Origin of the sequence: Thioclava sp. F34-6 (assembly GCF_002213235.1) — a bacterium.
Classification (GTDB): domain Bacteria; phylum Pseudomonadota; class Alphaproteobacteria; order Rhodobacterales; family Rhodobacteraceae; genus Thioclava; species Thioclava nitratireducens.
Genome location: NZ_NBOA01000002.1, coordinates 315,766 through 335,513, shown reverse-complemented (window position 1 = coordinate 335,513; position 19,748 = coordinate 315,766). Strand labels below are relative to the sequence as shown.

At 64.4% G+C, this 19,748-nt stretch carries 19 protein-coding genes; 6 read left to right on the top strand and 13 right to left on the bottom strand.

The window, feature by feature from the left end:
* Window positions 1–31: 31 nt before the first annotated feature.
* Complete coding sequence (locus tag B6V72_RS04865; protein ID WP_075774089.1) at window positions 32–1,924, top strand: monovalent cation:proton antiporter-2 (CPA2) family protein; 1,893 nt, start codon at window positions 32–34, stop codon at window positions 1,922–1,924.
* An 87-nt stretch (window positions 1,925–2,011) separates the two neighbouring features.
* On the opposite strand, the gene B6V72_RS04860 is transcribed toward B6V72_RS04865, so the two are convergent.
* From B6V72_RS04860 to B6V72_RS04840, 5 genes are all read right to left on the bottom strand, one after another.
* Window positions 2,012–2,521, bottom strand: a complete 510-nt coding sequence (locus B6V72_RS04860; RefSeq protein WP_075774088.1) for a CarD family transcriptional regulator — start codon at window positions 2,519–2,521, stop codon at window positions 2,012–2,014.
* Between the two features lie 320 nt (window positions 2,522–2,841).
* Complete coding sequence (fdxA, locus tag B6V72_RS04855; protein WP_075774087.1) at window positions 2,842–3,180, bottom strand: ferredoxin FdxA; 339 nt, start codon at window positions 3,178–3,180, stop codon at window positions 2,842–2,844.
* A 101-nt stretch (window positions 3,181–3,281) separates the two neighbouring features.
* Window positions 3,282–3,572 carry an RNA-binding S4 domain-containing protein gene (locus B6V72_RS04850; protein ID WP_075774086.1) on the bottom strand — a complete coding sequence of 97 codons (291 nt, stop codon included), beginning with the start codon at window positions 3,570–3,572 and terminating at the stop codon, window positions 3,282–3,284.
* A gap of 9 nt (window positions 3,573–3,581) precedes the next feature.
* Complete coding sequence (locus tag B6V72_RS04845) at window positions 3,582–6,422, bottom strand: helicase-related protein (protein WP_088734881.1); 2,841 nt, start codon at window positions 6,420–6,422, stop codon at window positions 3,582–3,584.
* Between the two features lie 19 nt (window positions 6,423–6,441).
* Complete coding sequence (locus B6V72_RS04840; protein ID WP_233242988.1) at window positions 6,442–6,945, bottom strand: tetratricopeptide repeat protein; 504 nt, start codon at window positions 6,943–6,945, stop codon at window positions 6,442–6,444.
* Between the two features lie 134 nt (window positions 6,946–7,079).
* Here B6V72_RS04840 and B6V72_RS04835 point away from each other — a divergent pair, with 134 nt between their 5' ends.
* Window positions 7,080–7,367, top strand: coding sequence for an SCP2 sterol-binding domain-containing protein (locus tag B6V72_RS04835; RefSeq protein ID WP_075774083.1), 288 nt, complete (start codon window positions 7,080–7,082; stop codon window positions 7,365–7,367).
* The gene (locus tag B6V72_RS04830; RefSeq protein WP_088722363.1) at window positions 7,367–8,350 is read left to right on the top strand and encodes an alpha/beta hydrolase; all 984 of its coding nucleotides are present in this window, start codon (window positions 7,367–7,369) and stop codon (window positions 8,348–8,350) included. Before B6V72_RS04835 ends, B6V72_RS04830 begins: the two co-directional genes overlap by 1 nt.
* Here the strand turns inward: B6V72_RS04830 and B6V72_RS04825 are convergent.
* Genes B6V72_RS04825 through B6V72_RS04810 form a run of 4 tightly spaced genes read right to left on the bottom strand, consistent with a single transcriptional unit; the run spans window position 8,331 to window position 12,277 of the window.
* Window positions 8,331–9,056, bottom strand: a complete 726-nt coding sequence (locus tag B6V72_RS04825) for a peptidase (protein ID WP_075774081.1) — start codon at window positions 9,054–9,056, stop codon at window positions 8,331–8,333. The two genes, B6V72_RS04830 and B6V72_RS04825, sit on opposite strands and share 20 nt — an antisense overlap.
* 32 nt (window positions 9,057–9,088) lie before the next feature.
* Complete coding sequence (locus B6V72_RS04820; protein ID WP_088734880.1) at window positions 9,089–9,901, bottom strand: transglutaminase family protein; 813 nt, start codon at window positions 9,899–9,901, stop codon at window positions 9,089–9,091.
* Window positions 9,898–10,860 carry an alpha-E domain-containing protein gene (locus B6V72_RS04815; protein WP_088734879.1) on the bottom strand — a complete coding sequence of 321 codons (963 nt, stop codon included), beginning with the start codon at window positions 10,858–10,860 and terminating at the stop codon, window positions 9,898–9,900. Before B6V72_RS04815 ends, B6V72_RS04820 begins: the two co-directional genes overlap by 4 nt.
* A 4-nt stretch (window positions 10,861–10,864) precedes the next feature.
* A complete protein-coding gene (locus tag B6V72_RS04810; RefSeq protein ID WP_075774078.1) occupies window positions 10,865–12,277 on the bottom strand; it encodes a circularly permuted type 2 ATP-grasp protein in 1,413 nt (470 codons plus the stop codon).
* Between the two features lie 233 nt (window positions 12,278–12,510).
* Between B6V72_RS04810 and B6V72_RS04805 the strand changes: the two genes are divergently transcribed.
* Window positions 12,511–14,331: a M3 family oligoendopeptidase gene (locus B6V72_RS04805; RefSeq protein WP_088727325.1), complete on the top strand. Its 1,821-nt coding sequence runs from the start codon at window positions 12,511–12,513 to the stop codon at window positions 14,329–14,331.
* A gap of 175 nt (window positions 14,332–14,506) precedes the next feature.
* On the opposite strand, the gene B6V72_RS04800 is transcribed toward B6V72_RS04805, so the two are convergent.
* The 4 genes from B6V72_RS04800 to lgt form a co-directional block, all read right to left on the bottom strand.
* On the bottom strand, window positions 14,507–15,301 hold the full coding sequence (locus tag B6V72_RS04800; protein WP_088719615.1) for a Hint domain-containing protein: 795 nt from the start codon (window positions 15,299–15,301) through the stop codon (window positions 14,507–14,509).
* A 659-nt stretch (window positions 15,302–15,960) separates the two neighbouring features.
* Complete coding sequence (gene pgeF, locus B6V72_RS04795) at window positions 15,961–16,713, bottom strand: peptidoglycan editing factor PgeF (RefSeq protein WP_088735095.1); 753 nt, start codon at window positions 16,711–16,713, stop codon at window positions 15,961–15,963.
* 25 nt (window positions 16,714–16,738) lie between these two features.
* Window positions 16,739–17,821 carry an SAM-dependent methyltransferase gene (locus tag B6V72_RS04790; protein ID WP_088734878.1) on the bottom strand — a complete coding sequence of 361 codons (1,083 nt, stop codon included), beginning with the start codon at window positions 17,819–17,821 and terminating at the stop codon, window positions 16,739–16,741.
* Window positions 17,818–18,714 carry a prolipoprotein diacylglyceryl transferase gene (gene lgt, locus B6V72_RS04785; protein WP_077701393.1) on the bottom strand — a complete coding sequence of 299 codons (897 nt, stop codon included), beginning with the start codon at window positions 18,712–18,714 and terminating at the stop codon, window positions 17,818–17,820. The genes B6V72_RS04790 and lgt overlap by 4 nt, the downstream gene beginning before the upstream one ends.
* Window positions 18,715–18,846: 132 nt before the next feature.
* Between lgt and B6V72_RS04780 the strand changes: the two genes are divergently transcribed.
* Complete coding sequence (locus B6V72_RS04780; protein ID WP_088735093.1) at window positions 18,847–19,095, top strand: accessory factor UbiK family protein; 249 nt, start codon at window positions 18,847–18,849, stop codon at window positions 19,093–19,095.
* Between the two features lie 283 nt (window positions 19,096–19,378).
* The gene (locus tag B6V72_RS18940) at window positions 19,379–19,666 is read left to right on the top strand and encodes a hypothetical protein (protein WP_146696170.1); all 288 of its coding nucleotides are present in this window, start codon (window positions 19,379–19,381) and stop codon (window positions 19,664–19,666) included.
* Window positions 19,667–19,748 lie beyond the last annotated feature (82 nt).

Here is a 19,748-nt window from a genome sequence, read left to right as displayed (position 1 = left end):
CCCGCGCACCGCCCAAGGAAACAAGCCGCCGATGGAAAGCTTTCTCTTTCAAGCCACGTTGTACCTGCTCGCGATGGTGATCGCAGTGCCGCTGGCCACCCGTGCCGGCCTTGGCTCTGTGCTGGGCTACCTGATCGCGGGCATCCTGATCGGCCCGGTCACGGGGCTCTCCGGCGCCGAGATGACCGACCTGCAGCATTTCGCCGAGTTCGGCGTGGTGATGATGCTGTTCCTGATCGGACTGGAGCTGGAGCCGCGTGCGCTATGGGCGATGCGCGACAAGCTGATCGGTCTCGGCGGGTTGCAGGTGCTGGTCACGATGATCCTCGTCACCGCGATCGTGATGACGATGGGCGAGGATTTCCGTGTCTCGCTCGCGATCGGGATGACGCTGTCACTGTCCTCGACGGCGATCGTGTTGCAGACTCTCAACGAGAAGCGACTGATGCAGACGGCGGGCGGGCGGTCCTCCTTCGCGGTGCTGCTGACGCAGGATATCGCGGTAATCCCGATGCTGGCGCTGATGCCGCTTCTGGCCCTGCCCGGCGCGCGGGCGGTGGCCAAGGCTGGGCACGGCGATCACGTCGTGGCGCGCGTGATCGACTCGTTGCCCGCCTGGGGCGTCACGGTGATCACGCTGGCCGCGGTCGCCTTCACCGTGCTGATCGGGCATTACCTAGTGCGCCCGCTGTTCCGGTTCGTGCAAGGCGCAAGGCTGCGCGAGGTGAACACGGCGATGGCGCTGCTGATCGTGGTGGGCATCGCGAGCCTGATGAACCTCGTAGGTCTCTCGCCCGCGCTCGGGACTTTCCTCGCCGGGGTCGTGCTGGCCGACAGCGAGTTCAAACACGAGATGGAATCCGATATCGAGCCCTTCAAGGGCCTGCTGATGGGCCTGTTCTTCATCACCGTCGGCGCGGGCATCAATTTCGACGTCATCACCGCGCAGCCCGCGAATATCTTCGCGCTGGTCTTCCTGCTGGTCGCGCTGAAATCGGCGGTGCTTTACGGGCTGTCGGTGCTGTTCAAGATCCGCGGGCCGGATCGTTCGCTGTTCACGCTGAGTCTCGCGCAGGCTGGCGAATTCGGCTTCGTGCTGGTCTCCTTCGCGGTCGGCCAACGGATTTTGCCGAATGCCTTGGCCGAGAAGCTTCTGGTGGTGATCGCACTGTCGATGCTCATCACGCCCTTGCTGTTCATCCTGCACGAGCAGATCGGCCTCAGGCTGCGCAAGCCGCCGGGCCCCGACCCGGACGCGATCGACGAGCAGCAGCCGATCATCATCGCAGGCGTGGGCCGTTTCGGGCAGGTGGTGAACCGTCTGGTGACGATGTCCGGCATGCGCACGACCGTTCTGGACGCCGATCTCAAGACGATCCAGCTGATGCGAACCTTCGGCTTCAAGGGCTATTTCGGGGATCCGACGCGCCCCGACCTGCTCGCCGCGGCCGGCATCAATCAGGCGCGGGTGCTGGTCGCAGCGCTCGACGGGCGCGAACAGACCACGAAGCTCGTGGCCTATGCGCGCCGCATCCGGCCCGACCTTCACATTGTCGCCCGCGCGCGCGACCGGACGCATGTGTTCGATCTGTATCGAGCCGGCGCGAATGACATCGTGCGCGAGATGTTCGACAGCTCCCTGCGCGCCGGGCGGTATGTGCTCGAGAACGCGGGACTGTCGGCCTTCGAAGCCTCGGAGCTGGAGAAACTGTTCTTCAAGCTCGACCGGGCCGCCGTGCGCGACCTGGCGCAGGTCTGGAAGCCTGGCGTGCCGGTCGAACAGAACGCCGAGTACATCGCGCGCACGAAGGAGCTCAACGCAGAGCTGGAAGCCGCAATGATGGAGCAGTTCCGCCGCCGCGGCGAGCGCGACGAAAGCGATCGCGAGGCCCCGGGCAACGAAAAGACCGGGCCGGAAGCGTGATCGCGGGCAACGGCTCCCTTGCCCTTCGCCCATGAAAAAACGCGAGGCTCGCAAGCCTCGCGTTGGAAAAGTTCCGCGTGTGCGCGATCAGGCGGCGCGGCCGACCAGAACCTCGTCAACGGTTTTCGCGGCACGCTCTTCGTCGGTGCCCGAAACGGCGGCCACTTCGCGGGTCAGACGCTCGAGCGCGGCTTCATAAAGCTGGCGCTCCGAGTAGGACTGCTCGCGCTGATCGTCGCTGCGGTGCAGGTCGCGCACCACTTCAGCGATCGCGAGCAGGTCGCCCGAATTGATTTTCTGTTCGTATTCCTGCGCACGGCGCGACCACATCGCCCGCTTGACCTTGGCTTTACCCTTGAGGGTCTCGAGGGCCTTGGTCACCATGTCGGGCGAAGACAGGCTGCGCATCCCGACTTCGGTCGCCTTGTGCGTCGGCACGCGGAGGGTCATCTTGTCCTTCTCGAAGGAGATCACGAAAAGCTCGAGCTTGAGCCCGGCGATTTCCTGTTCTTCGATGGACATGATCTTCCCTACGCCATGCGCCGGGTAGACGACGAAATCGTTGGGGCGGAATTCGGTCTTCTTGGTTTTGGTCATGCGGTTCGTTTCCTTGCAGCCGGTCACGAACCCCGGTATCCAGCGAGCATACGACGCCCACGGGGCTCTCTAGCTCCGCGTTCGTCAGTCAGTCACGAGATCTCTTTTGCGGGCGAGCGGGCGACGCAAAAGGTGGGGTCGAACTCATTTGTGACAGTAATATAGCAAGAATCGCATGAATTTCAAAGCGCGTAACTGTCGCGCATATGTAATATGATGCGTTTTCAAAGAGTTACGCAGGGGATTTTGACAAAATGCCGCAGCGTAAACCGCCCCAACTCCCAGAGAATCGGGGAAAATTGGTCAGAATCACCGACCCGTCAGTCGCCTTCGCCAGGCGCCTCGGAGAAATACTTCTCCAGCTTGCCACTCTCGCCGTCGTATTTCTCGGCTTCCGGCATCGGATCTTTCTTCTGGGTGATCACCGGCCAGAGCTCGGAATACTTCCGGTTTAGTTCGACCCAGGATTCCATTCCCGGCTCGGTATCCGGACGGATCGCATCGGCGGGGCATTCGGGCTCGCAGACGCCACAATCGATGCATTCGTCGGGATGGATCACCAACGTGTTCTCCCCCTCGTAGAAGCAATCCACCGGGCAGACCTCGACGCAGTCGGTATATTTGCAGTTGATGCAGTTATCGATGACGACGTAGGTCATTGGTGAAACCCCGATTGAACAGCTTCCTGCCCCGTCCTAGCGGGGGATGAACCCTCTTTCAAGAGAGAGGCCCGGCTTTTCGCTGCGGCATTGCGCACAGCCTATCCCTCCGGTTCGAGCAAGGTGTAAAGCGTCTGAGCCTCGACCGCGGGGCCGCGCCGTGTGCCGCATTCCAGTACCCGCAGCACACAGATTCGTGCGTCTTCGCCCTTGCCGAGCCGCAAGGTCAGCACATCGCCCGGGCCGATCGCCCGGCCGGGCTTGTCGATGCGCTGACCGTTGACGCGCGCCTTGCCACCCTGCACCAGCTCCTGCGCGAGGCCGCGGGACTTGCAGAACCGCGCCTGCCAGAGCCATTTGTCGATGCGGATGCGCTCGGGCGCGTCAGCCATGGCGGGACGTTACTTCTTGTCCTTGAGGGCTGCCAGAACCGCGAAGGGGTTGTCCGGATCAACCGGCTTGTCCTTCTTCGGCGGACGAGCCTCGAAGTTGCGCGCGCCTTGCGGCTTGCCACCCTTCTTGCCTTTGCCGTCGCGCTTGCCATGCGGCTTGCCGCCGCCCTTGCGCTCGCCACGTTCGCCACCGGGCTTGCCACCCTGCCCCTGATCGCGACGTGGCGGACGGTTGCCGCGCGGACGCGGCGCCCAAGTGAAGGTGTAGAAGACCTCGACCTCGTCGCTGGTCACGTCATCGGCTGCCACCATGTCGCCGCCGGCCTCGGCCGCAGCCTCCGCCTCGGGATGGGTCTCGGCAGGCTGCTCGCCGCCGCCGGCCTCGGCTTTCGCCTCGTCGGCCTGCTCGGTCTTGAGGGCCTCGGCACCGGCTTGCTCTTCGGCCTTCTCAAGATCGGCGGCCTTCACCTTCGCGCGCTCGCCTTTCTCGGCCTTGTAGCCCAGACCGCTCATCAGATCGGCGAACTGATCAAGCGTCATGCCGGTAATCGAGAGCATGTCCGGATTGGCTTCGAACCCGCCGCGGCTATCCTGCGTGCGCAGCAGATCGGCGAGACGTTCGAGCATGTCGATGCGGATCGCCCGCGCGCCCGAGGGGCGGTAGCCCGACAGGCGATAGGTCTCGGCATCGAACGCATCGATATTCGGGATCGTCACGAGGCCCGGAGGCGGGCTTTCGGGGAATTCATCCGCGCCCGACCAGAGCGAGGCCAGCACGAGGCGCAGACGCGTCGGCGCGGGCTTGAGAAGCGCGGGCATGAAGATCGTGTATTGGCCGAAGCGCACGCCGTGCTTGCGCAGAGAACCGCGCGCGTCCTGATCGAGATCCTTCACCTCGGCGGCGACCTGCTCGCGCGGGATGATACCCAGCGATTCCACCATGCGGAACGCGAAGCCACGGGCGAGACCCGTCAGCTCTTCGTCGCGGCTCATCGCCAGAAGCGGCTCGAACAGGGCGGCAACCTTGCGGTCGATGAAATGCTGTAGACGGCGCGTAACCTTCTCGGCCACATCCGCGCCTGCCTCGTCGTCGACGAAAGCCTGCACGGTCGGCTTCAGGACATCGGGCCCCTTCACCAGCTTGCCGACAGCGGTGTCGCCCCACATCAGGCCGCCCTGCTCGGTAAAATCCATCTCCGTATCGGGCGCATTGTAGAAGCGGTCCGCGCGCAGATTGAACTCGGGCGCGAGCGCCTCATACGCCGCGCGGGCAAGCATCTTCGCCTCGTCTGGCGAGCCGGTCTCGTCCTGCTTGAACCGGAATCCTTCCAGACGGCCCGCGAATTCGCCTTCCACCGTCACTTCGCCCTTGTCGTTCACCTCGGCCACGAGGGTCTCCTTCTGCTTGAGCCGGCGCATCAACACAGAGGTGCGCCGGTCCACAAATCTTTGCGTCAGCGCGCCATGAAGCGCGTCCGACAGGCGGTCTTCTACAGCGCGGGTCGCCTCGCGCCAATGGCTTTCATCATCGACCCACCCTTTGCGTTGCGCAACATAGGTCCATGTGCGGATGAAGGCGAGACGACGCGAGAGCGTGTCGATATCGCCGCCCGTCCTGTCGATACGCTCGATCTGGCGCGCGAGCCAGTCCGAGGGCACGCCCTTGCCCGATTGCAGGAACTCGAAGATGCGCGCCAGAAGCGTTGCATGTTCGGCCTCGGAAATCGAACGAAAATCGGGGATTCGGCAGACATCCCAGAGAAGCTGCACGTCCTTTGGACTGGTGACGCGGTCGCGGATCGCCGGATCCTCGGCCAGCACCTTGAGCGCGCGCGCATCGTCGGCCTCGCGTCCCTTGGTCAGCCATTCGCCGCCATCGCGTTCGGCGGGCCGCGCGTCGAGCGATTGGATCAGCCGGTCCACGGTACCGAATTCGAGCCGCGCGTTGCGCCATTGCAGCCTCTGCAGCGGCGCGAAACGGTGGTTCTCGACCGCCTCGATCACCTCGGGCTGCAGCGGCCGCGCCTCGCCGGTCACCCCGAACGTGCCATCGGTGGTGTGGCGCCCGGCGCGACCTGCGATCTGCGCAAGTTCATGCGGGAAAAGCGGACGCATCCGCCGCCCGTCGAATTTCGACGTGGCCGAAAACGCGACATGGTCGATATCGAGGTTGAGCCCCATCCCGATCGCATCGGTGGCGACCAGATAGTCGACGTCGCCATTTTGATACATCGCGACCTGCGCGTTGCGGGTGCGGGGCGAGAGCGCCCCCATCACCACCGCGCAGCCGCCCTTCTGGCGGCGGATCAGTTCCGCGATCGCGTAGGTGTTCTCGACCGAAAACCCCACGATGGCCGAGCGCGGCTTCATCCGGGAGATTTTCTTCGAGCCGGAATAGGTCAGCTCGGAAAACCGCTCGCGCTTGGTGAACTGCACCTTTGGCACCAGCGCCGCGATCGCCCCGCGCATCGTCTCGGAGCCGAGGAACAGCGTCTCGTGCAGCCCGCGCGCATGCAGCAGCCGATCGGTGAAGACATGGCCCCGCTCGGGATCGCCACATAGCTGGATTTCGTCGATGGCGAGGAAATCCGCGCCGATCCCCGTCGGCATCGCCTCGACCGTGCAGACCCAATATTGCGTCCGCTCGGGCACGATACGTTCTTCGCCGGTGACCAGCGCCACGACCGAGGGGCCGCGCTGCGCGACGATCCGGTCATAGACCTCGCGCGCCAAGAGCCGCAGCGGCAGTCCGATGACGCCGGTCCGATGCGCCAGCATCCTCTCGATTGCGTAATGGGTTTTGCCGGTATTGGTCGGCCCCAGAACGGCCGTGATCCGCCCGCCTTGCATCGCAGCTCCGTTCCAGCTCTCAGAGAGCCGTGCCCTGATGCGCCTCGTCGAGGCGCGCAATGGCGTCTTTCACATCCTGTTGATGCGGATTCAAGGCAAAAGACTTCTTATAGGCCTCAAGCGCGCGCTTGTCGTCGCCCATCTCCTCGAGGATCGCCCCCAGACCTGCAAGCGCGCCCCAATGTCGCGGCTCCAGCTTCAGGGTACGCGCGATATCCGCCGCCGAGGGGCCATAGAGCCCGGCCATGAAATAGGCGGTCGCCCGCCCGTTCCAGCCAGCGGCGAAATCGGGCGCGTGATCGGTGAGCGCCGTGAAATGCTCGATCGCGGCCTCGGTATCGCCGGCGTCCAGAGCCTCTTCGCCGCGCTTCAGGAGCAGGTCCATCGCCGCGGATCCCGACCGCGACCACGCCCTGCGGATGTCCGCCTCGGCGCGCGACCAGCCCGGATCGTTGGGATCAGCCAACTCTTTGAAATACGGGTCCAGACCTGCGGTTTCGGCGCTGGCGGGGAATGCCGCCATTGTTCCCAGCATCGCCGAAAAGCAAAATGCCGTGACGACACATTTGTATCTGTCAAATCGCTGCCACATAAATCATGACTGTAATGCAATTGCCGGAGAATGCGAGAGCCCGGCCATCAAAATTGGAGGACGCGATGAGCGAGGTTATCGACAAGGCCGTTGAGGCGCTGCGGGCGAAACTGCCCGATGGGTTTTCTTCGACTGCAAAATTCGTGATCGAAGGCGAAGGCTCGATCATTGCCGACGAGAACGGCGTGCGTGAAGGCGACGACGACGCGGAAGTCGTTCTGACCGCCGATCGCGAGACCTTCGAAGGCATGCTCAACGGCGACGTGAACCCGACCGCGGCCTTCATGTCCGGCAAACTTTCGGTCGACGGCTCGATGGGCCTCGCCATGCAGCTGGGTGCGGCTCTGGCCTGATGGAACGCGCCCCGATTTTCGAAGAGATCGCGCGCGGCCCTGAGGGCGGCGCTGCCTATTGGCTGACGGCGGAAGATGGGGTGCGGATACGCTTCGCACATTGGCCAGCACCGCCCCAACCACGCGGCACGGTCTTTCTGGGATGCGGGCGCACCGAATATGTCGAAAAATACGGCCCTGCGGCCGCGGAATTCGCGGCCCGGGGCTATGCCATGCTCGCCATCGACTGGCGCGGGCAAGGCCTGGCCGACCGGCTTTTGCCCGACGCACCCGAGAAGGGCCATGTCGGCGGCTTGCAGGATTACCAGTGGGATCTGCATGCGGTGATCGACGCTGCGGACGAGCTCGGTCTGCCGCAACCCTATTACATCGTGGGCCATTCGATGGGCGGCGCAATCGCGCTGCGCGCGGTGATGCATGAACACCATCGCTTCAACGCGGTGGCTTTCTCCGCGCCGATGTGGGGGATCGCCACCTCGCCGCTGCTGCACCCGTTCCGCATCGTGCTGGCAAACCTTCTGGGCGACGGCTTCCTCGCGAACAACTATCCGCCCGGCATGAACGGCACCACCTATGTCTACCGCGACAGTTTCGAGGCGAACCGCCTGACCCGCGATCCCGGGATGTGGGCCTGGCTGCTCGAGCAGGCCGCGAAGCGCCCCGAACTGACGTTGGCCGGCCCGACGATCCACTGGGTCGCCGAGAGCCTGCTGGAATGCGAGGCGCTGGCAGCCCTGCCCTCCCCCGACCTGCCCTGCTATTGCGGCCTGGGCGGGGCGGAGAAGATCGTTCACACGCCCTCGGTCCATGACCGGATGGGGCGTTGGCCAAAAGGCACGCTGGACGTGATCCCCGACGCCGAGCACGAATTGATGATGGAAATCCCCGCAACGCGGAAACGCTTCTACGACGGCTGCACCGCGCTGTTCGACGCGGCGGGCGGGCTGGACGCCCGCGACCCGGTCAAAGCTGAATCTGCGTGAAGCTGTCGCGCAGCGCGTTCGACCAGGCTTCCGACATTTCCGCGAAATCATTGTCGCCCGCCTCGATGCGGCGCTGGCTGGAGATCCGGCACTCGTCCTTCTTGATCACCGCCAGATCGAGCGGCATCCCCACCGAGAGGTTCGAGCGCAGCGTCGAATCCATCGAAAGGAGTACCGCCTTCTGCGCATCGATCAGGTTTGTGTCCGGACGGACCACGCGATCGAGGATCGGCTTGCCGTATTTATGCTCGCCGATCTGCAGGAAGGGCGTGTCCTCGGTGGCTTCGATGAAGTTGCCCTCCGGGTAGATCAGGAACATCCGCATCTCACCGCCCGCGCGCTGGCCCGCGACGATCATCGAGGCCGAGGTCGAAACCCGCTCGGCATCCATCCGGCTGGTGATGTCCTTGCGCACGCCCGCCATCGTGTTGCCGATGATCTCGGCCACTTTCAGCATCGTCGGCGCTTCCATGATCGAGCTGTCGCCCGTCGCGTCGCTCGCATCCGCTGCCTCGCGCAACCGCGCCAGCGTCGTTTGCGTGACCGAGAGCGAGCCCGCGGTCATGATCGCGATCACACGCTCGCCCGGCTCTTCGAAGGTGAACATCTTGCGATAGGTCGCGATGTTGTCGAGCCCGCCATTGGTCCGCGTGTCCGACAGCAGCACCATCCCCTCGTTCAGCAAGAGGCCTACGCAATAGGTCATGTTCGTTCCCTGATCCCTGACAAGCGCGCAATCTATTGCTGGACTTGGTCCAAGGCAACTGTGACGTGCAGTCGCTCCTCGCCCGAGCCTTGGGTGATGCCACGGATCGGCGCGGCTTCGCGCGCATCGAGCCCGGAGCCGAGGCGGATATAGCGCTCGTCCGGGCAGCATTTGTTCGCCGGGTCGAAGCCGATCCAGCCGATGCCCGCGATCCATATTTCGGCCCAGGCATGGGCGGCCTCGTGCGGGGTGCCATCATCGGCCGCGAACAGGTAGCCCGAAACATAGCGCGCAGGCAGATCGGCACAGCGGGCTACCGCGACCAGCGCATGGGCATGGTCCTGACAGACCCCCTCGCCCTGCGCCAGCGCCTCGGCGGCTGTGGTGTGCGAATGGGTGGCGCCCGGCTTGTAGGCGATCGCTTCGGAGATCGCGGCACTGAGGCGATGCGCCCGATCGAGATTTTCCGTGGCCCCTGCAACGGCCTCTTCGGCCAGCGCCGCCAGACTGTCGTCGATCCATGTCGCGACGGTCTCGCGCAAGTACGCCATCGGATGCACCAGCTCGCGGTGACCGCGCAGCACGCCCGAGGTATCGAAAGTTTCGACCTGCCCCGTCACGGTGATCGCGACCTCGTCGACCGGTGGGCGGATCGACCAGCCCTCGATACGGTCACCGGCGCCGTCGCGGAACGACCCGCCCCGGAGACCGCCTTCGACCGAGACGTCCCATTCGATGACGCGCTGGCCGTCGAAGCGCGAGGGGAACATGCGCAGCGACTGCACCGCGGCCCCCATCGGCGCGTCGTAATCATAGGTGGTGACATGGTTGACGGTGAGGATCATCGCGCATCTCCCGACAGGTAGGTTTGCTGAACGAGCGCGGTAAGCTGCCCGATCTCGCCGATGAAACGGGTGAGGAACTCGTGCAGGCCTTCCTCGATAATTTCGGCGACTTGGGTCTGGTTCAGCTCGGTCATCAGCGCCTTGGCCCGCATCTGCGGCAGGCCGGTGCCCGGCTCGACCTCGTAGAAGCTTTCGAGATTGTCGAGGTGGTGCATCGCCTTGCGCGTCGCCGATATCAGCGAGCGCGGGCTGGCCGGGTTGAGGATCAGGAAATGCATGATCTTCGACGCCGTCAACTCGCCGCCATAGGCCCAGTGGAAGGCGCGATAGGATTGCAGCGCGCGCAGCAGCACCTGCCACTGGTAATTGTCGAGGCCAGAGCCCACCATCTCCACCGAGGGCAGGAGCACGAAATATTTCACGTCGATCAGACGCGCGGTGTTGTCGGCCCGCTCCAGCGCATAACCGAGGTTCATGAAGAAGAACCCGTCATTGCGCAGCATCGTGCCGTCCATCGCTCCACGCAGCAGCGCCGATTGCCGGGCCACCCATTCGCACAGCTCTGTAATCTCCCATTCAGAGCGCGGCTGACGCTCGATCTGGCGGATCTCCTGGAACGCGGTGTTGAGCGTATCCCAGACCTGACCAGTGATCGCCGTACGCACGATGCGCGCGTTCTCCCGTGCACGCTCGACGCAGGATATCACCGAGGACGGGTTGTCGCGATCAAAGAACAGGTAGCTCTCGATGTTGCGCTGCACCGGATCGCTGTATTTCTCGGAGAAGCCATCGGCAGTGCCCGAGGCTTGCAGCAGGCTCTCCCATTCGGAACGGTAGCCATGACCGGTCGACGGCGTCAGCGCGATCCGCGCGCCGACCTCCAGAAGCCGTGCCATCGTCTCTGCGCGCTCCATGTAGCGCGCGACCCAGAACAGGTTTTCAGCGGTTCTACTCAGCATCCGATCACTCCGCCAAAACCCAGGTGTCTTTCACGCCCCCGCCCTGCGACGAGTTCACGACAAGAGACCCTTCAGTCAGCGCGACGCGGGTCAGCCCGCCGGGGACAAGCTCGATCTTCTCGCCGACGAGACAATAGGGCCGCAGATCGACATGGCGCGGAGCCACGCCCTCTTCCACGAAAGTCGGCGTGGTCGACAGCGCGAGCGTCGGCTGGGCGATGTAGTTCTCGGGATTGTCCTCGATCTTGTGGCGGAAATTCTCGATCTGCTCCTTCGTCGATTTCGGCCCGACGAGCATGCCGTAACCGCCGGAACCGTGAACCTCTTTCACCACAAGCTCGTCGAGATGTTCGAGCACGTATTTGCAATCGTCGGCCTTGGCGCATTGCCACGTCGGCACGTTTTCCAGAAGCGGCTCCTCGCCGAGATAGAAGCGCACCATTTCCGGCACGAAGGTGTAGATCGCCTTGTCGTCGGCGACGCCCGCGCCCGGTGCCGAGCAGATCGTCACACCGCCCGAGCGGTAGACATCCATCAGGCCGGGAATGCCCAGCATCGAATCCGGGCGGAAGCAGAGCGGATCGAGGAAAGCGTCGTCGATCCGGCGATAGATCACGTCGAGCTTCTTCGGACCTTCGGTCGTGCGCATCCAGCAAAAGCCGCCCTCGCAGAACAGGTCCGGCCCCTCCACCAGCTCGACGCCCATCAGGTCGGCGAGGAAGGAATGCTCGTAATAGGCCGAGTTGAAATGGCCCGGCGTCAGGATCGCGACCGTCGGCTCGCCCTCGCATTTCGCCGGTGCGACCGAGGCCAAGGTGCGGCGCAGCGCGTCCGAATATCCATCCACCGGTTCGATCCGGTTCTCGCGGAACAGCTGCGGGAACATCCGCATCATGATCTCGCGGTTCTCCAGCATATATGAGACGCCCGAGGGCGTGCGGCAGTTGTCCTCGAGCACGTAGAACTGATCCGGCCCCGTGCGCACCAGATCGACGCCGACGATATGGCTGTAGATGCCGCGCGGCGGGATGAAGCCCGAAACCGCGCGCTCGAACGCATCGTTCTGATAGACCAGCCGCGCCGGGATACGCCCCGCCCGCACGATCTCGCCACGCCCGTAGACATCCAGCAGGAAGGCGTTCAGCGCCCGGGTGCGCTGCTTGATTCCGCGCTCCAACTTACGCCATTCAGCCTGCGTGAAGACGCGTGGAAACATGTCGAAGGGAATCAGGCGGTCCGGGTCGCCGCCCTCGCCGTAGACCGCGAAGGTGATCCCGATCCGGCGAAACAGCGCCTCCGCCTCGGCCTGTTTCATCGCGCGCAGCTCGGAGGGCATTTCGCGCATCCAGCCATCGAGCCCGCTATAGGGCTGACGCACTTTGCCGCCGTCGAACATCTCGTTGAAATACTCTGTCATCGCGCCGGATATGCCCCCCTAGTCTTTTATTTAAGTCTAGGCCGTGTGCCTCGCGAGTAAAAGGCGATGCCCAAAGTTAAGCAACGCGGCGCGCCCGGGGATCGCTCATTTCGCGGCATCTGCCGAAAAATTGTGCAACACCCAGCGAGCCCGCGCCCTTGTCACGGCGGCGCCCCTGCCCCTATCTGGAAAACAACCAAACATACATGAGCCAGACATACATGAGGATACCCATGACGCTGACACACCGCCGCCCCGTCTTCGATGCGAATGCCAATGCAGGGGCGTTCGGCGATCTGCCCGAATGGGATCTCAGCGATCTCTACCCCGCCCCCGACGCGCCGGAACTGAGCAAGGACATGGCGTGGCTGGAAAAAGCCTGCGCCGAGTTCGCCGCCGATTACGAAGGCAAGCTGGCCGATCTCGACGCGGCGGGCATGGCAGACTGCATCAAGCGCTACGAGGAAATCGACGAGAAAGCGGGCCGCGTGATGTCCTATGTCGGCCTGCGCTATTACCAGAACACGACCGACCCGGCACGGGTGAAGCTGCTGTCCGACGCGCAGGACAAGATCACCACCTACACCACGCCGCTCGTCTTCTTCAGCCTTGAGTTCAACCGCATCCCGGACGCGACCTACGAGGCCGTCTTCGCCGATGAGCGCGTCGCCCGCTACAAGCCGGTGTTTGACCGCATGCGCGCGATGAAACCCTACCAGCTCTCCGACGAGCTGGAGAAATTCCTCCACGACCAATCGGTCGTCGGCGCTGCCGCGTGGAACCGCCTCTTCGACGAGACCACCGCGGCGCTGGAATTCGAGGTGCAGGGCGAGAAACTGTCGCTCGAGGCCACCACGACGCTCCTCTCCGACCACAATCGCGAAAAACGCGAAGCGGCGGCGAAGGAGCTGGCGAACGTGTTCGGCGAGAACATCCGCACCTTCTCGCGCATCCACAACACGCTGGCCAAGGAAAAGGAAATCGAGGACCGCTGGCGCAAGATGCCGACGCCGCAGACCGGTCGCCACCTGTCGAACGACGTGGAGCCGGAAGTGGTGCAGGCGCTGCGCGACGCCGTGGTCGCGGCCTACCCGCGTCTGTCGCATCGCTACTACAAGCTGAAGGCGAAATGGCTTGGCCTCGAGAAGCTGCAAATCTGGGACCGCAACGCGCCGCTGCCGACCGAAGCCCCGCGCGACATCATGTGGGACGAGGCGAAGGACACCGTGCTCGACGCCTATTCCGGCTTCGATCCGCGCATGGCCGATATCGCGCAGCCCTTCTTCGAGAAAGGCTGGATCGATGCGGGCGTGAAGCCGGGCAAGGCACCGGGCGCCTTCGCGCATCCGACCGTGACCACCGTCCACCCCTATGTGATGCTCAACTACCTCGGCAAACCGCGCGACGTGATGACGCTGGCGCATGAGCTGGGCCACGGCGTCCATCAGGTGCTGGCCGCGAAACAGGGCGAGATGCTGGCCAACACGCCCCTGACGCTGGCCGAGACGGCCTCCGTCTTCGGCGAGATGCTGACCTTCCGCAAACTCCTCGCTGCGGCGAAGACCCGCGAAGAGCGCAAGACGCTTCTGGCCGGCAAGGTCGAGGACATGATCAACACGGTCGTCCGCCAGATCGCCTTCTATGATTTCGAGTGCAAGCTGCATGCGGCGCGCGCCGAAGGGGAGTTGACGCCCGAGGACATCAACGCGCTATGGATGTCTGTGCAGGGCGAAAGCCTCGGCCCGGCATTCGAATTCATGGACGGCTACGAGACCTTCTGGTCCTACATCCCGCACTTCGTCCACTCGCCCTTCTACGTCTACGCCTATGCGTTCGGCGACGGGCTGGTGAACGCGCTCTACGCCGCCTACGAGGCCGCGCCCGAGGGCTTCCAGGACAAGTATTTCGCGATGCTGGAAGCGGGCGGCTCGATGCATCACAAAGAACTGCTCGCGCCCTTCGGCCTCGACGCCTCCGACCCGGCTTTCTGGGACAAGGGCCTGTCGATGATCGAAGGCTTCATCGACGAGCTGGAGGCGATGGAGGAGGCCTGAACTTCTCCTTGATTGAAATATCCCGGGGGGCGCGCAAGCGCGGGGGCAGAGCTCCCTCCCCGGCCCGCAACAAAAAACGCCGCGCGAGGTTCTCAACGCGCGGCGTTTTCCGTGACCGGCTCCCCACGAGCGCCGTCAACTCCGACCGGAGCCTTTACCCCTTGCAGGCTCTCGCTCAGATCAGCATGTCTTCCACCTCGAACCGGGTCAGCCGCGGTGCGGCGAGCGGGCCGAACTCGCGCAGCCTGTCCATCTGCGGAAACAGCGCAAGGAACAGTTCCGCCATCCGAGGATCGATCATCCGCTCGAAGCCTTCGCCTGGGTGGAAGCTCTCGACCTCCATGCCGCCAACCTTGAGCGAGCCGTGATGCTCCAGCACCAGATGATAGGCGGAGACCGGCGAGATCGGCGCGACCTCGATCACGCTCACCCCGTCGACGAAAGCCGCAATCGGCGCATAGGCCGCCTCGATCCCCAGACGCGCGCGCAGCCGCGCGTCGCGCAGGCAAATCCGCGCATGCGGGCCCAACACCAGATCCTGCGACGGACGACCATGCCCGAATGCCTCGGCGGTGACGCGGATCATCCCCGCGGCCTTGTCCTTCGCGGCGGGGAACATCGTCATCGACCCTTTCCAGGTGACAGTCTCAACCCGCTCGTCGGCGGTCAGGACGCGCATCCCGGGCACCACATCCTCAATCGAGACGGGGCCCTCCTCGGTCGCGATCACAGCGCCGCGCGCCAAGGCAGAGAACGCCTCCTCGAACAACGGAATCGCCGGGGCGACGCGGGAGGTTTCCTCGATGAACCCATCTGCCTCCAGCCACCACGCGGCATAACGGCGCGTCATCGCGGAGGCGCGCAGGGCGCGTTTCGGCGCATTCGGGCTCGCACGCAAAGGGCGCGGCAGAGGCGGTTCGGAACTGTCGGGACGGAGCGCGGCCGCTGCCGTCCGGTGGGGTAGATTCATGCGATAGGCCTTTCGGTCTTCTCACGGCTGCATCGGCCCCCACCGGTTGCAGAGAGACGCTCACAACATGGCTAAAACCGGTGACCCCGTCAAATTTTTGATGCGATTGTCTCACGATCCCCGAGCAGTCGAGACTTGCCCTAACGGCAGGTTTCCCGGGCGCGCACAAACCGCCACAGTCTCACCACATTCAAAGCGAATCACCCGCCTCCAGAGGCACTGGAAGCGGGTGATGAAAATGGCCGGGCGTGGCAGCGCCCGGCCAAGTCTCGCATTGCGATCCGCATGACCAATTGCGATCGCGTTGCGAGAAGGGAGATCATTGTGCGGCGCCGACCCTCCGCGGCGCGGCCGCCGCCGCGCGACGCGTCTGTGCGCTGCGCGCATTGCGCGCCCACGGCATCGGCGTGTCGCATTTACGTGCGGAGTCCAGCGCGGTTTTCATCCAGCGGCGGGTCGGTTGTTGCTTGTTCACGTTGTTGTCCCCTCGTCTCAGGATCGTCTTCGATCCGGTTCAGGACTGTTGTGACCGCGCAATGGGGCCAGCATGGGGCGAGAGTGGGAATTTTTCGCGCAGGGAAACGAACGAATGCGGCAAGGCCGATTGTTTCAGAGCTATCTCATGTGCGGGCGGCGCGCCGCCCGCGCCCCCAGATCGATCAGAGGCGGATCGCCGAGAGCAGGCGCCCGTAATCGGCCTCCCCCGCATGGGTCGCGCGGCGGTAGGAATAGAAGCGCTCGGGCTCCTGGTAGGTGCAGCGACGCATCCATTCCGCCTCGCCGACGCCCGCCTCGCGCAGCCGGTGAAGCGAGAAGCTCGGCAGGTCGAAATGCGGCTTGCCCGAGGGTCCGGGCGAGAAGAACCGGCTGTAATCCATGTCTTCCATCAGGAACTGCTCCATGAAGTCCTCGCCGACCTCGTAGGAATGGACCGAGATGCACGGCCCGATCACCGCGGTGATGTCCTCGCGATGCGCGCCCAGACGCTCCATCGCGTCGAGCGTGTTCTCCAGCACCCCCTCAATCGCGCCGCGCCAACCCGCATGGGCCGCGCCGATAACGCCCGCTTTCGGGTCCGAGAACAGCACCGGCTGGCAGTCGGCGGTCAGGATCGAGATTGCGATGCCCGGCACCTTGGTCACCGCCGCATCGGCGCGCGGCGGCGGATCGGTGATTTCTTCGATCACTGCGACATCGGGCGAATGCACCTGATTGACGCCCTGCAGCGCGTTCAGCTCAACCCCCAACGCGTCTGCGGCACGGGCCCGATTGGTGCGCACCGCCTCGCTTTGGTCCGACGAACCGGGGCCGCAGTTGAGCCCGGCGAAAATGCCCGAGGACGCCCCGCCCTTGCGGGTGAAGAAGCCGTGCTTCACCGCCCCCAGGGCGGGTGAGGTCAGAATTTCGAGCATCGTCGACATCGTGCCCCCCAATGGCTCAGTCGGTGTTTGGGTCGAAGCCCGGCGGCAGCGGCGCATTCGGCGCCACCAGTGCGAGAGCTTGGAACAGGTGACCCATTTCCTCGGGATGGGTCAAGCGGCGATGCGCGGCGATATGGGTCTCGCGCGCGGCCCCGGATAACGCCTGCGCGAGGCGCTGCGCCCGCGCCGTGATGCCCAGCCGCTCCAGCAGAAGGCCCTGCGCGGTCATCGCCGACACCTTGGCCCCGACCCTGTGCGCCGCCTGCGCCAGAGGTTCGAAATCGACATGGGCGGTCAGGTCCGCCTCACCCGGTGTCGCGAAGGGATCGACGGGTTCATGCGCCTTGAGGGCCTGAAACGTGTCGCCCTTGGAATGCCAGTTGCCATAGTCGATCAGCAACGCCGCGCCGCCTTGGCGCGCGATCCGCGCTGCGAGCCTTTCAGTGAAACTCACCGCAGCGGCACAGGTCTCGACCACATCGCCCGGCACGGTGTCAGCCATGCGCGGCTCCAGAGCCTCGAAACGCGTGGGCGGGGCGAGGCCGGGGGTCAGCGCGCCCTCGTCGGACAATCCGATCTGCCGCTCGGCCCAGCCCTGCTCGACCCGTTGGAACTGCCGGATCGGCAGCGCGTCGAGAAACTCGTTCGCTACGAGGAACAGGGGGGAGTCTGGCAGGTCGTCGATGGTCTCATGCCACACCACCCGATGCGGCGCGAGCTTCTGCTTCTGAATCTCGCGCAGGGTCGGCGAGGCTTCGATCAGATGCACCTCTGCCGCGTCCGCCATCCCGCGCACCGCCTTCATCGCGCGCAGCATATCGGCCATCAGCGTGCCGCGCCCCGGCCCAGCCTCGGCCAAGATGAACGGCGCAGGCCGCCCTTGATCGAGCCATGCTTGCGCCAGACACAGGCCCAGCATCTCGCCGAACATCTGGGAAATCTCCGGCGCGGTGATGAAATCGCCCGCGCGCCCGAACGGATCGCGGGTCGCGTAATAGCCATGTTCGGGATGCAGCAGGCAGATGCTCATATAGCGGTCGAGCCGCATAGGCCCCTCCGCCGCGATCTGCGCGGCAAGGATGTCGCCCAGCGGGGTCACGATGCTTTCGGCGCGCGCAGCGCGCGGATCACGAAATACAACCCCACCGCGATCATCGGCAGCGACAGCACCTGCCCCATCGTCAGCCCCCAACCGTCCGTGAAGCGGATCACGTGGCCATAGGGATTGCCAAGGGTCACGAACTGCGGATCGCCCTGCCGGAACAGCTCCACGAAGGCGCGCGCGGCTCCGTAGCCCATCAGGAAGACGCCGAGGCTCAGCCCGGGACGCTTCAGCGAACGGCCGAACTTCACCAGCCCCCAGAGGATCAGTCCCAGCAGCAGCCCTTCGAGCCCCGCCTCGTAGAGCTGCGAGGGATGGCGCGCGCAAGACCCGTCCACCTGCCCCGCGATCCCGAGGCAGGTCTGCGCCAGTTCACCGGGGAAGATAACGCCCCACGGCACGTCCGTCGGACGCCCCCAAAGCTCCGGCTTGATGAAGTTGGCGATCCGTCCGAGAAACAGCCCGATCGGCGCCACCAACGCCATCGCGTCGGCGAGTTGCAGCTTCGGCACGTGGTGACGGCGCGCGAACCACCAGCCTGCGACCAGGGTGCCCAGGAAACCGCCATGGAAAGACATGCCGCCCTGCCAGACTTTCACGATGTCGAGCGGATGCGCCAGATACCATGCAGGCTCGTAGAACAGGATGAAACCGAGCCGCCCGCCCAGCACCACACCCACGATCACCGCCGTCAGCAGGTCCTCGACCTTGCCCGGCGCCATCGGCGCGCTGTTCGTCGGCCAGAGCGTATCGCGCTTCATCAGCGCCACGATGATCCGCCATCCCGCGATCAGCCCCGCGATATAGGCCAGCGCATACCAGCGGATCGGCAGGCCCAGACCGGGGATCGTAAGGGCGACCGGATCGAATTGCGGGAAGGGAATGGCCAGAGGCAGCAAGGCGGTCTCCTGTCAGAAATCGCCGCGAGAAAGCCCTGCGCGGGCCGGGAAGTCAACCTTGCCAGCGGCACCGACGCGGCCCATATAGTCAGGGAAGCAGAAATTGACCGCAAGGGGATGCCGATGCAGCCGCCCAACAAGATGTTCGACGAGATGTCCAAGCTGATGACCAACGCGATGGGCGTGGCCCAAGGCGCGAAGGACGAGGCCGAGACGGCGATGAAAAGCTGGATGGACCGGTGGCTCGCCGACCGCGACCTCGTGACCCGCGAGGAGTTCGACGCGGTCCGCACGATGGCGCAGAAAGCCCGCGAAGAGAACGCCGCGCTGAAGGCCCGCATCGAGGCGCTGGAAGGCAAGATGGAAGGCTGAGGTCTTCGCGATGGAATTTGAAAACGCCCGGTCCGAATGGGGAGCCATTCCGTACGGTAGGACACGCGTCCTGCCAGCTTGCCGACCCAGAGGTCGGCAAGCTTTTGTTTTTCGGCCCTAATTTCGTCTGATTTTTCCGCTATCAGGTACTGAACTGCGGGAAGTTCGAACTTCCCGCGGCGAGCGCTCTTTTGCGCCCGATTGATTTTGTCATTGGCCAGGTTGGCCAATCTTGGAGGTACGCGAGCTCTTGACACAGAAACGGACGAAAGGACCGAACAAGGTGAAGAGCCTGGAAAACCTCACGCTCGCGCAAGTGTATCCTCGTGTCTCGGGCGATACAAATTTTAACTGCTGCGGTGATCCCGACTGCGGAAACTACGGGATCGAACCGACGCCGACGAAGCACGCCTTCGTAGGGCGCGGCGCGGCCGAGAAGCGACTGAGGGCCGCTATGGTCGACCCCACGATCGCGCGTGGTGCCGGGCGCTACAAGATCGAGGCTGAAAGCGGCGACAACCTCCATCGAGAGACCGATGCATTCGAGTTTGCAGGTGATCCGCGAGCCTGACTGACGGCCGCGTCCTGATCTGTCAGCACGTCCGAGGCAACTCGGAATGCGGCGTGCGGACAAGGCTGATTTCGAACGAGGC

Excerpts from the sequence above, each read along its gene's own strand:
- B6V72_RS04865 (WP_075774089.1), top strand. The coding sequence starts at position 32 with ATGGAAAGCTTTCTCTTTCAAGCCACGTTGTACCTGCTCGCGATGGTG.
- B6V72_RS04860 (WP_075774088.1), bottom strand. The coding sequence starts at position 2,521 with ATGACCAAAACCAAGAAGACCGAATTCCGCCCCAACGATTTCGTCGTC.
- fdxA (WP_075774087.1), bottom strand. The coding sequence starts at position 3,180 with ATGACCTACGTCGTCATCGATAACTGCATCAACTGCAAATATACCGAC.
- B6V72_RS04850 (WP_075774086.1), bottom strand. The coding sequence starts at position 3,572 with ATGGCTGACGCGCCCGAGCGCATCCGCATCGACAAATGGCTCTGGCAG.
- B6V72_RS04845 (WP_088734881.1), bottom strand. The coding sequence starts at position 6,422 with ATGCAAGGCGGGCGGATCACGGCCGTTCTGGGGCCGACCAATACCGGC.
- B6V72_RS04840 (WP_233242988.1), bottom strand. The coding sequence starts at position 6,945 with ATGGCGGCATTCCCCGCCAGCGCCGAAACCGCAGGTCTGGACCCGTAT.
- B6V72_RS04835 (WP_075774083.1), top strand. The coding sequence starts at position 7,080 with ATGAGCGAGGTTATCGACAAGGCCGTTGAGGCGCTGCGGGCGAAACTG.
- B6V72_RS04830 (WP_088722363.1), top strand. The coding sequence starts at position 7,367 with ATGGAACGCGCCCCGATTTTCGAAGAGATCGCGCGCGGCCCTGAGGGC.
- B6V72_RS04825 (WP_075774081.1), bottom strand. The coding sequence starts at position 9,056 with ATGACCTATTGCGTAGGCCTCTTGCTGAACGAGGGGATGGTGCTGCTG.
- B6V72_RS04820 (WP_088734880.1), bottom strand. The coding sequence starts at position 9,901 with ATGATCCTCACCGTCAACCATGTCACCACCTATGATTACGACGCGCCG.
- B6V72_RS04815 (WP_088734879.1), bottom strand. The coding sequence starts at position 10,860 with ATGCTGAGTAGAACCGCTGAAAACCTGTTCTGGGTCGCGCGCTACATG.
- B6V72_RS04810 (WP_075774078.1), bottom strand. The coding sequence starts at position 12,277 with ATGACAGAGTATTTCAACGAGATGTTCGACGGCGGCAAAGTGCGTCAG.
- B6V72_RS04805 (WP_088727325.1), top strand. The coding sequence starts at position 12,511 with ATGACGCTGACACACCGCCGCCCCGTCTTCGATGCGAATGCCAATGCA.
- B6V72_RS04800 (WP_088719615.1), bottom strand. The coding sequence starts at position 15,301 with ATGAATCTACCCCACCGGACGGCAGCGGCCGCGCTCCGTCCCGACAGT.
- pgeF (WP_088735095.1), bottom strand. The coding sequence starts at position 16,713 with ATGCTCGAAATTCTGACCTCACCCGCCCTGGGGGCGGTGAAGCACGGC.
- B6V72_RS04780 (WP_088735093.1), top strand. The coding sequence starts at position 18,847 with ATGCAGCCGCCCAACAAGATGTTCGACGAGATGTCCAAGCTGATGACC.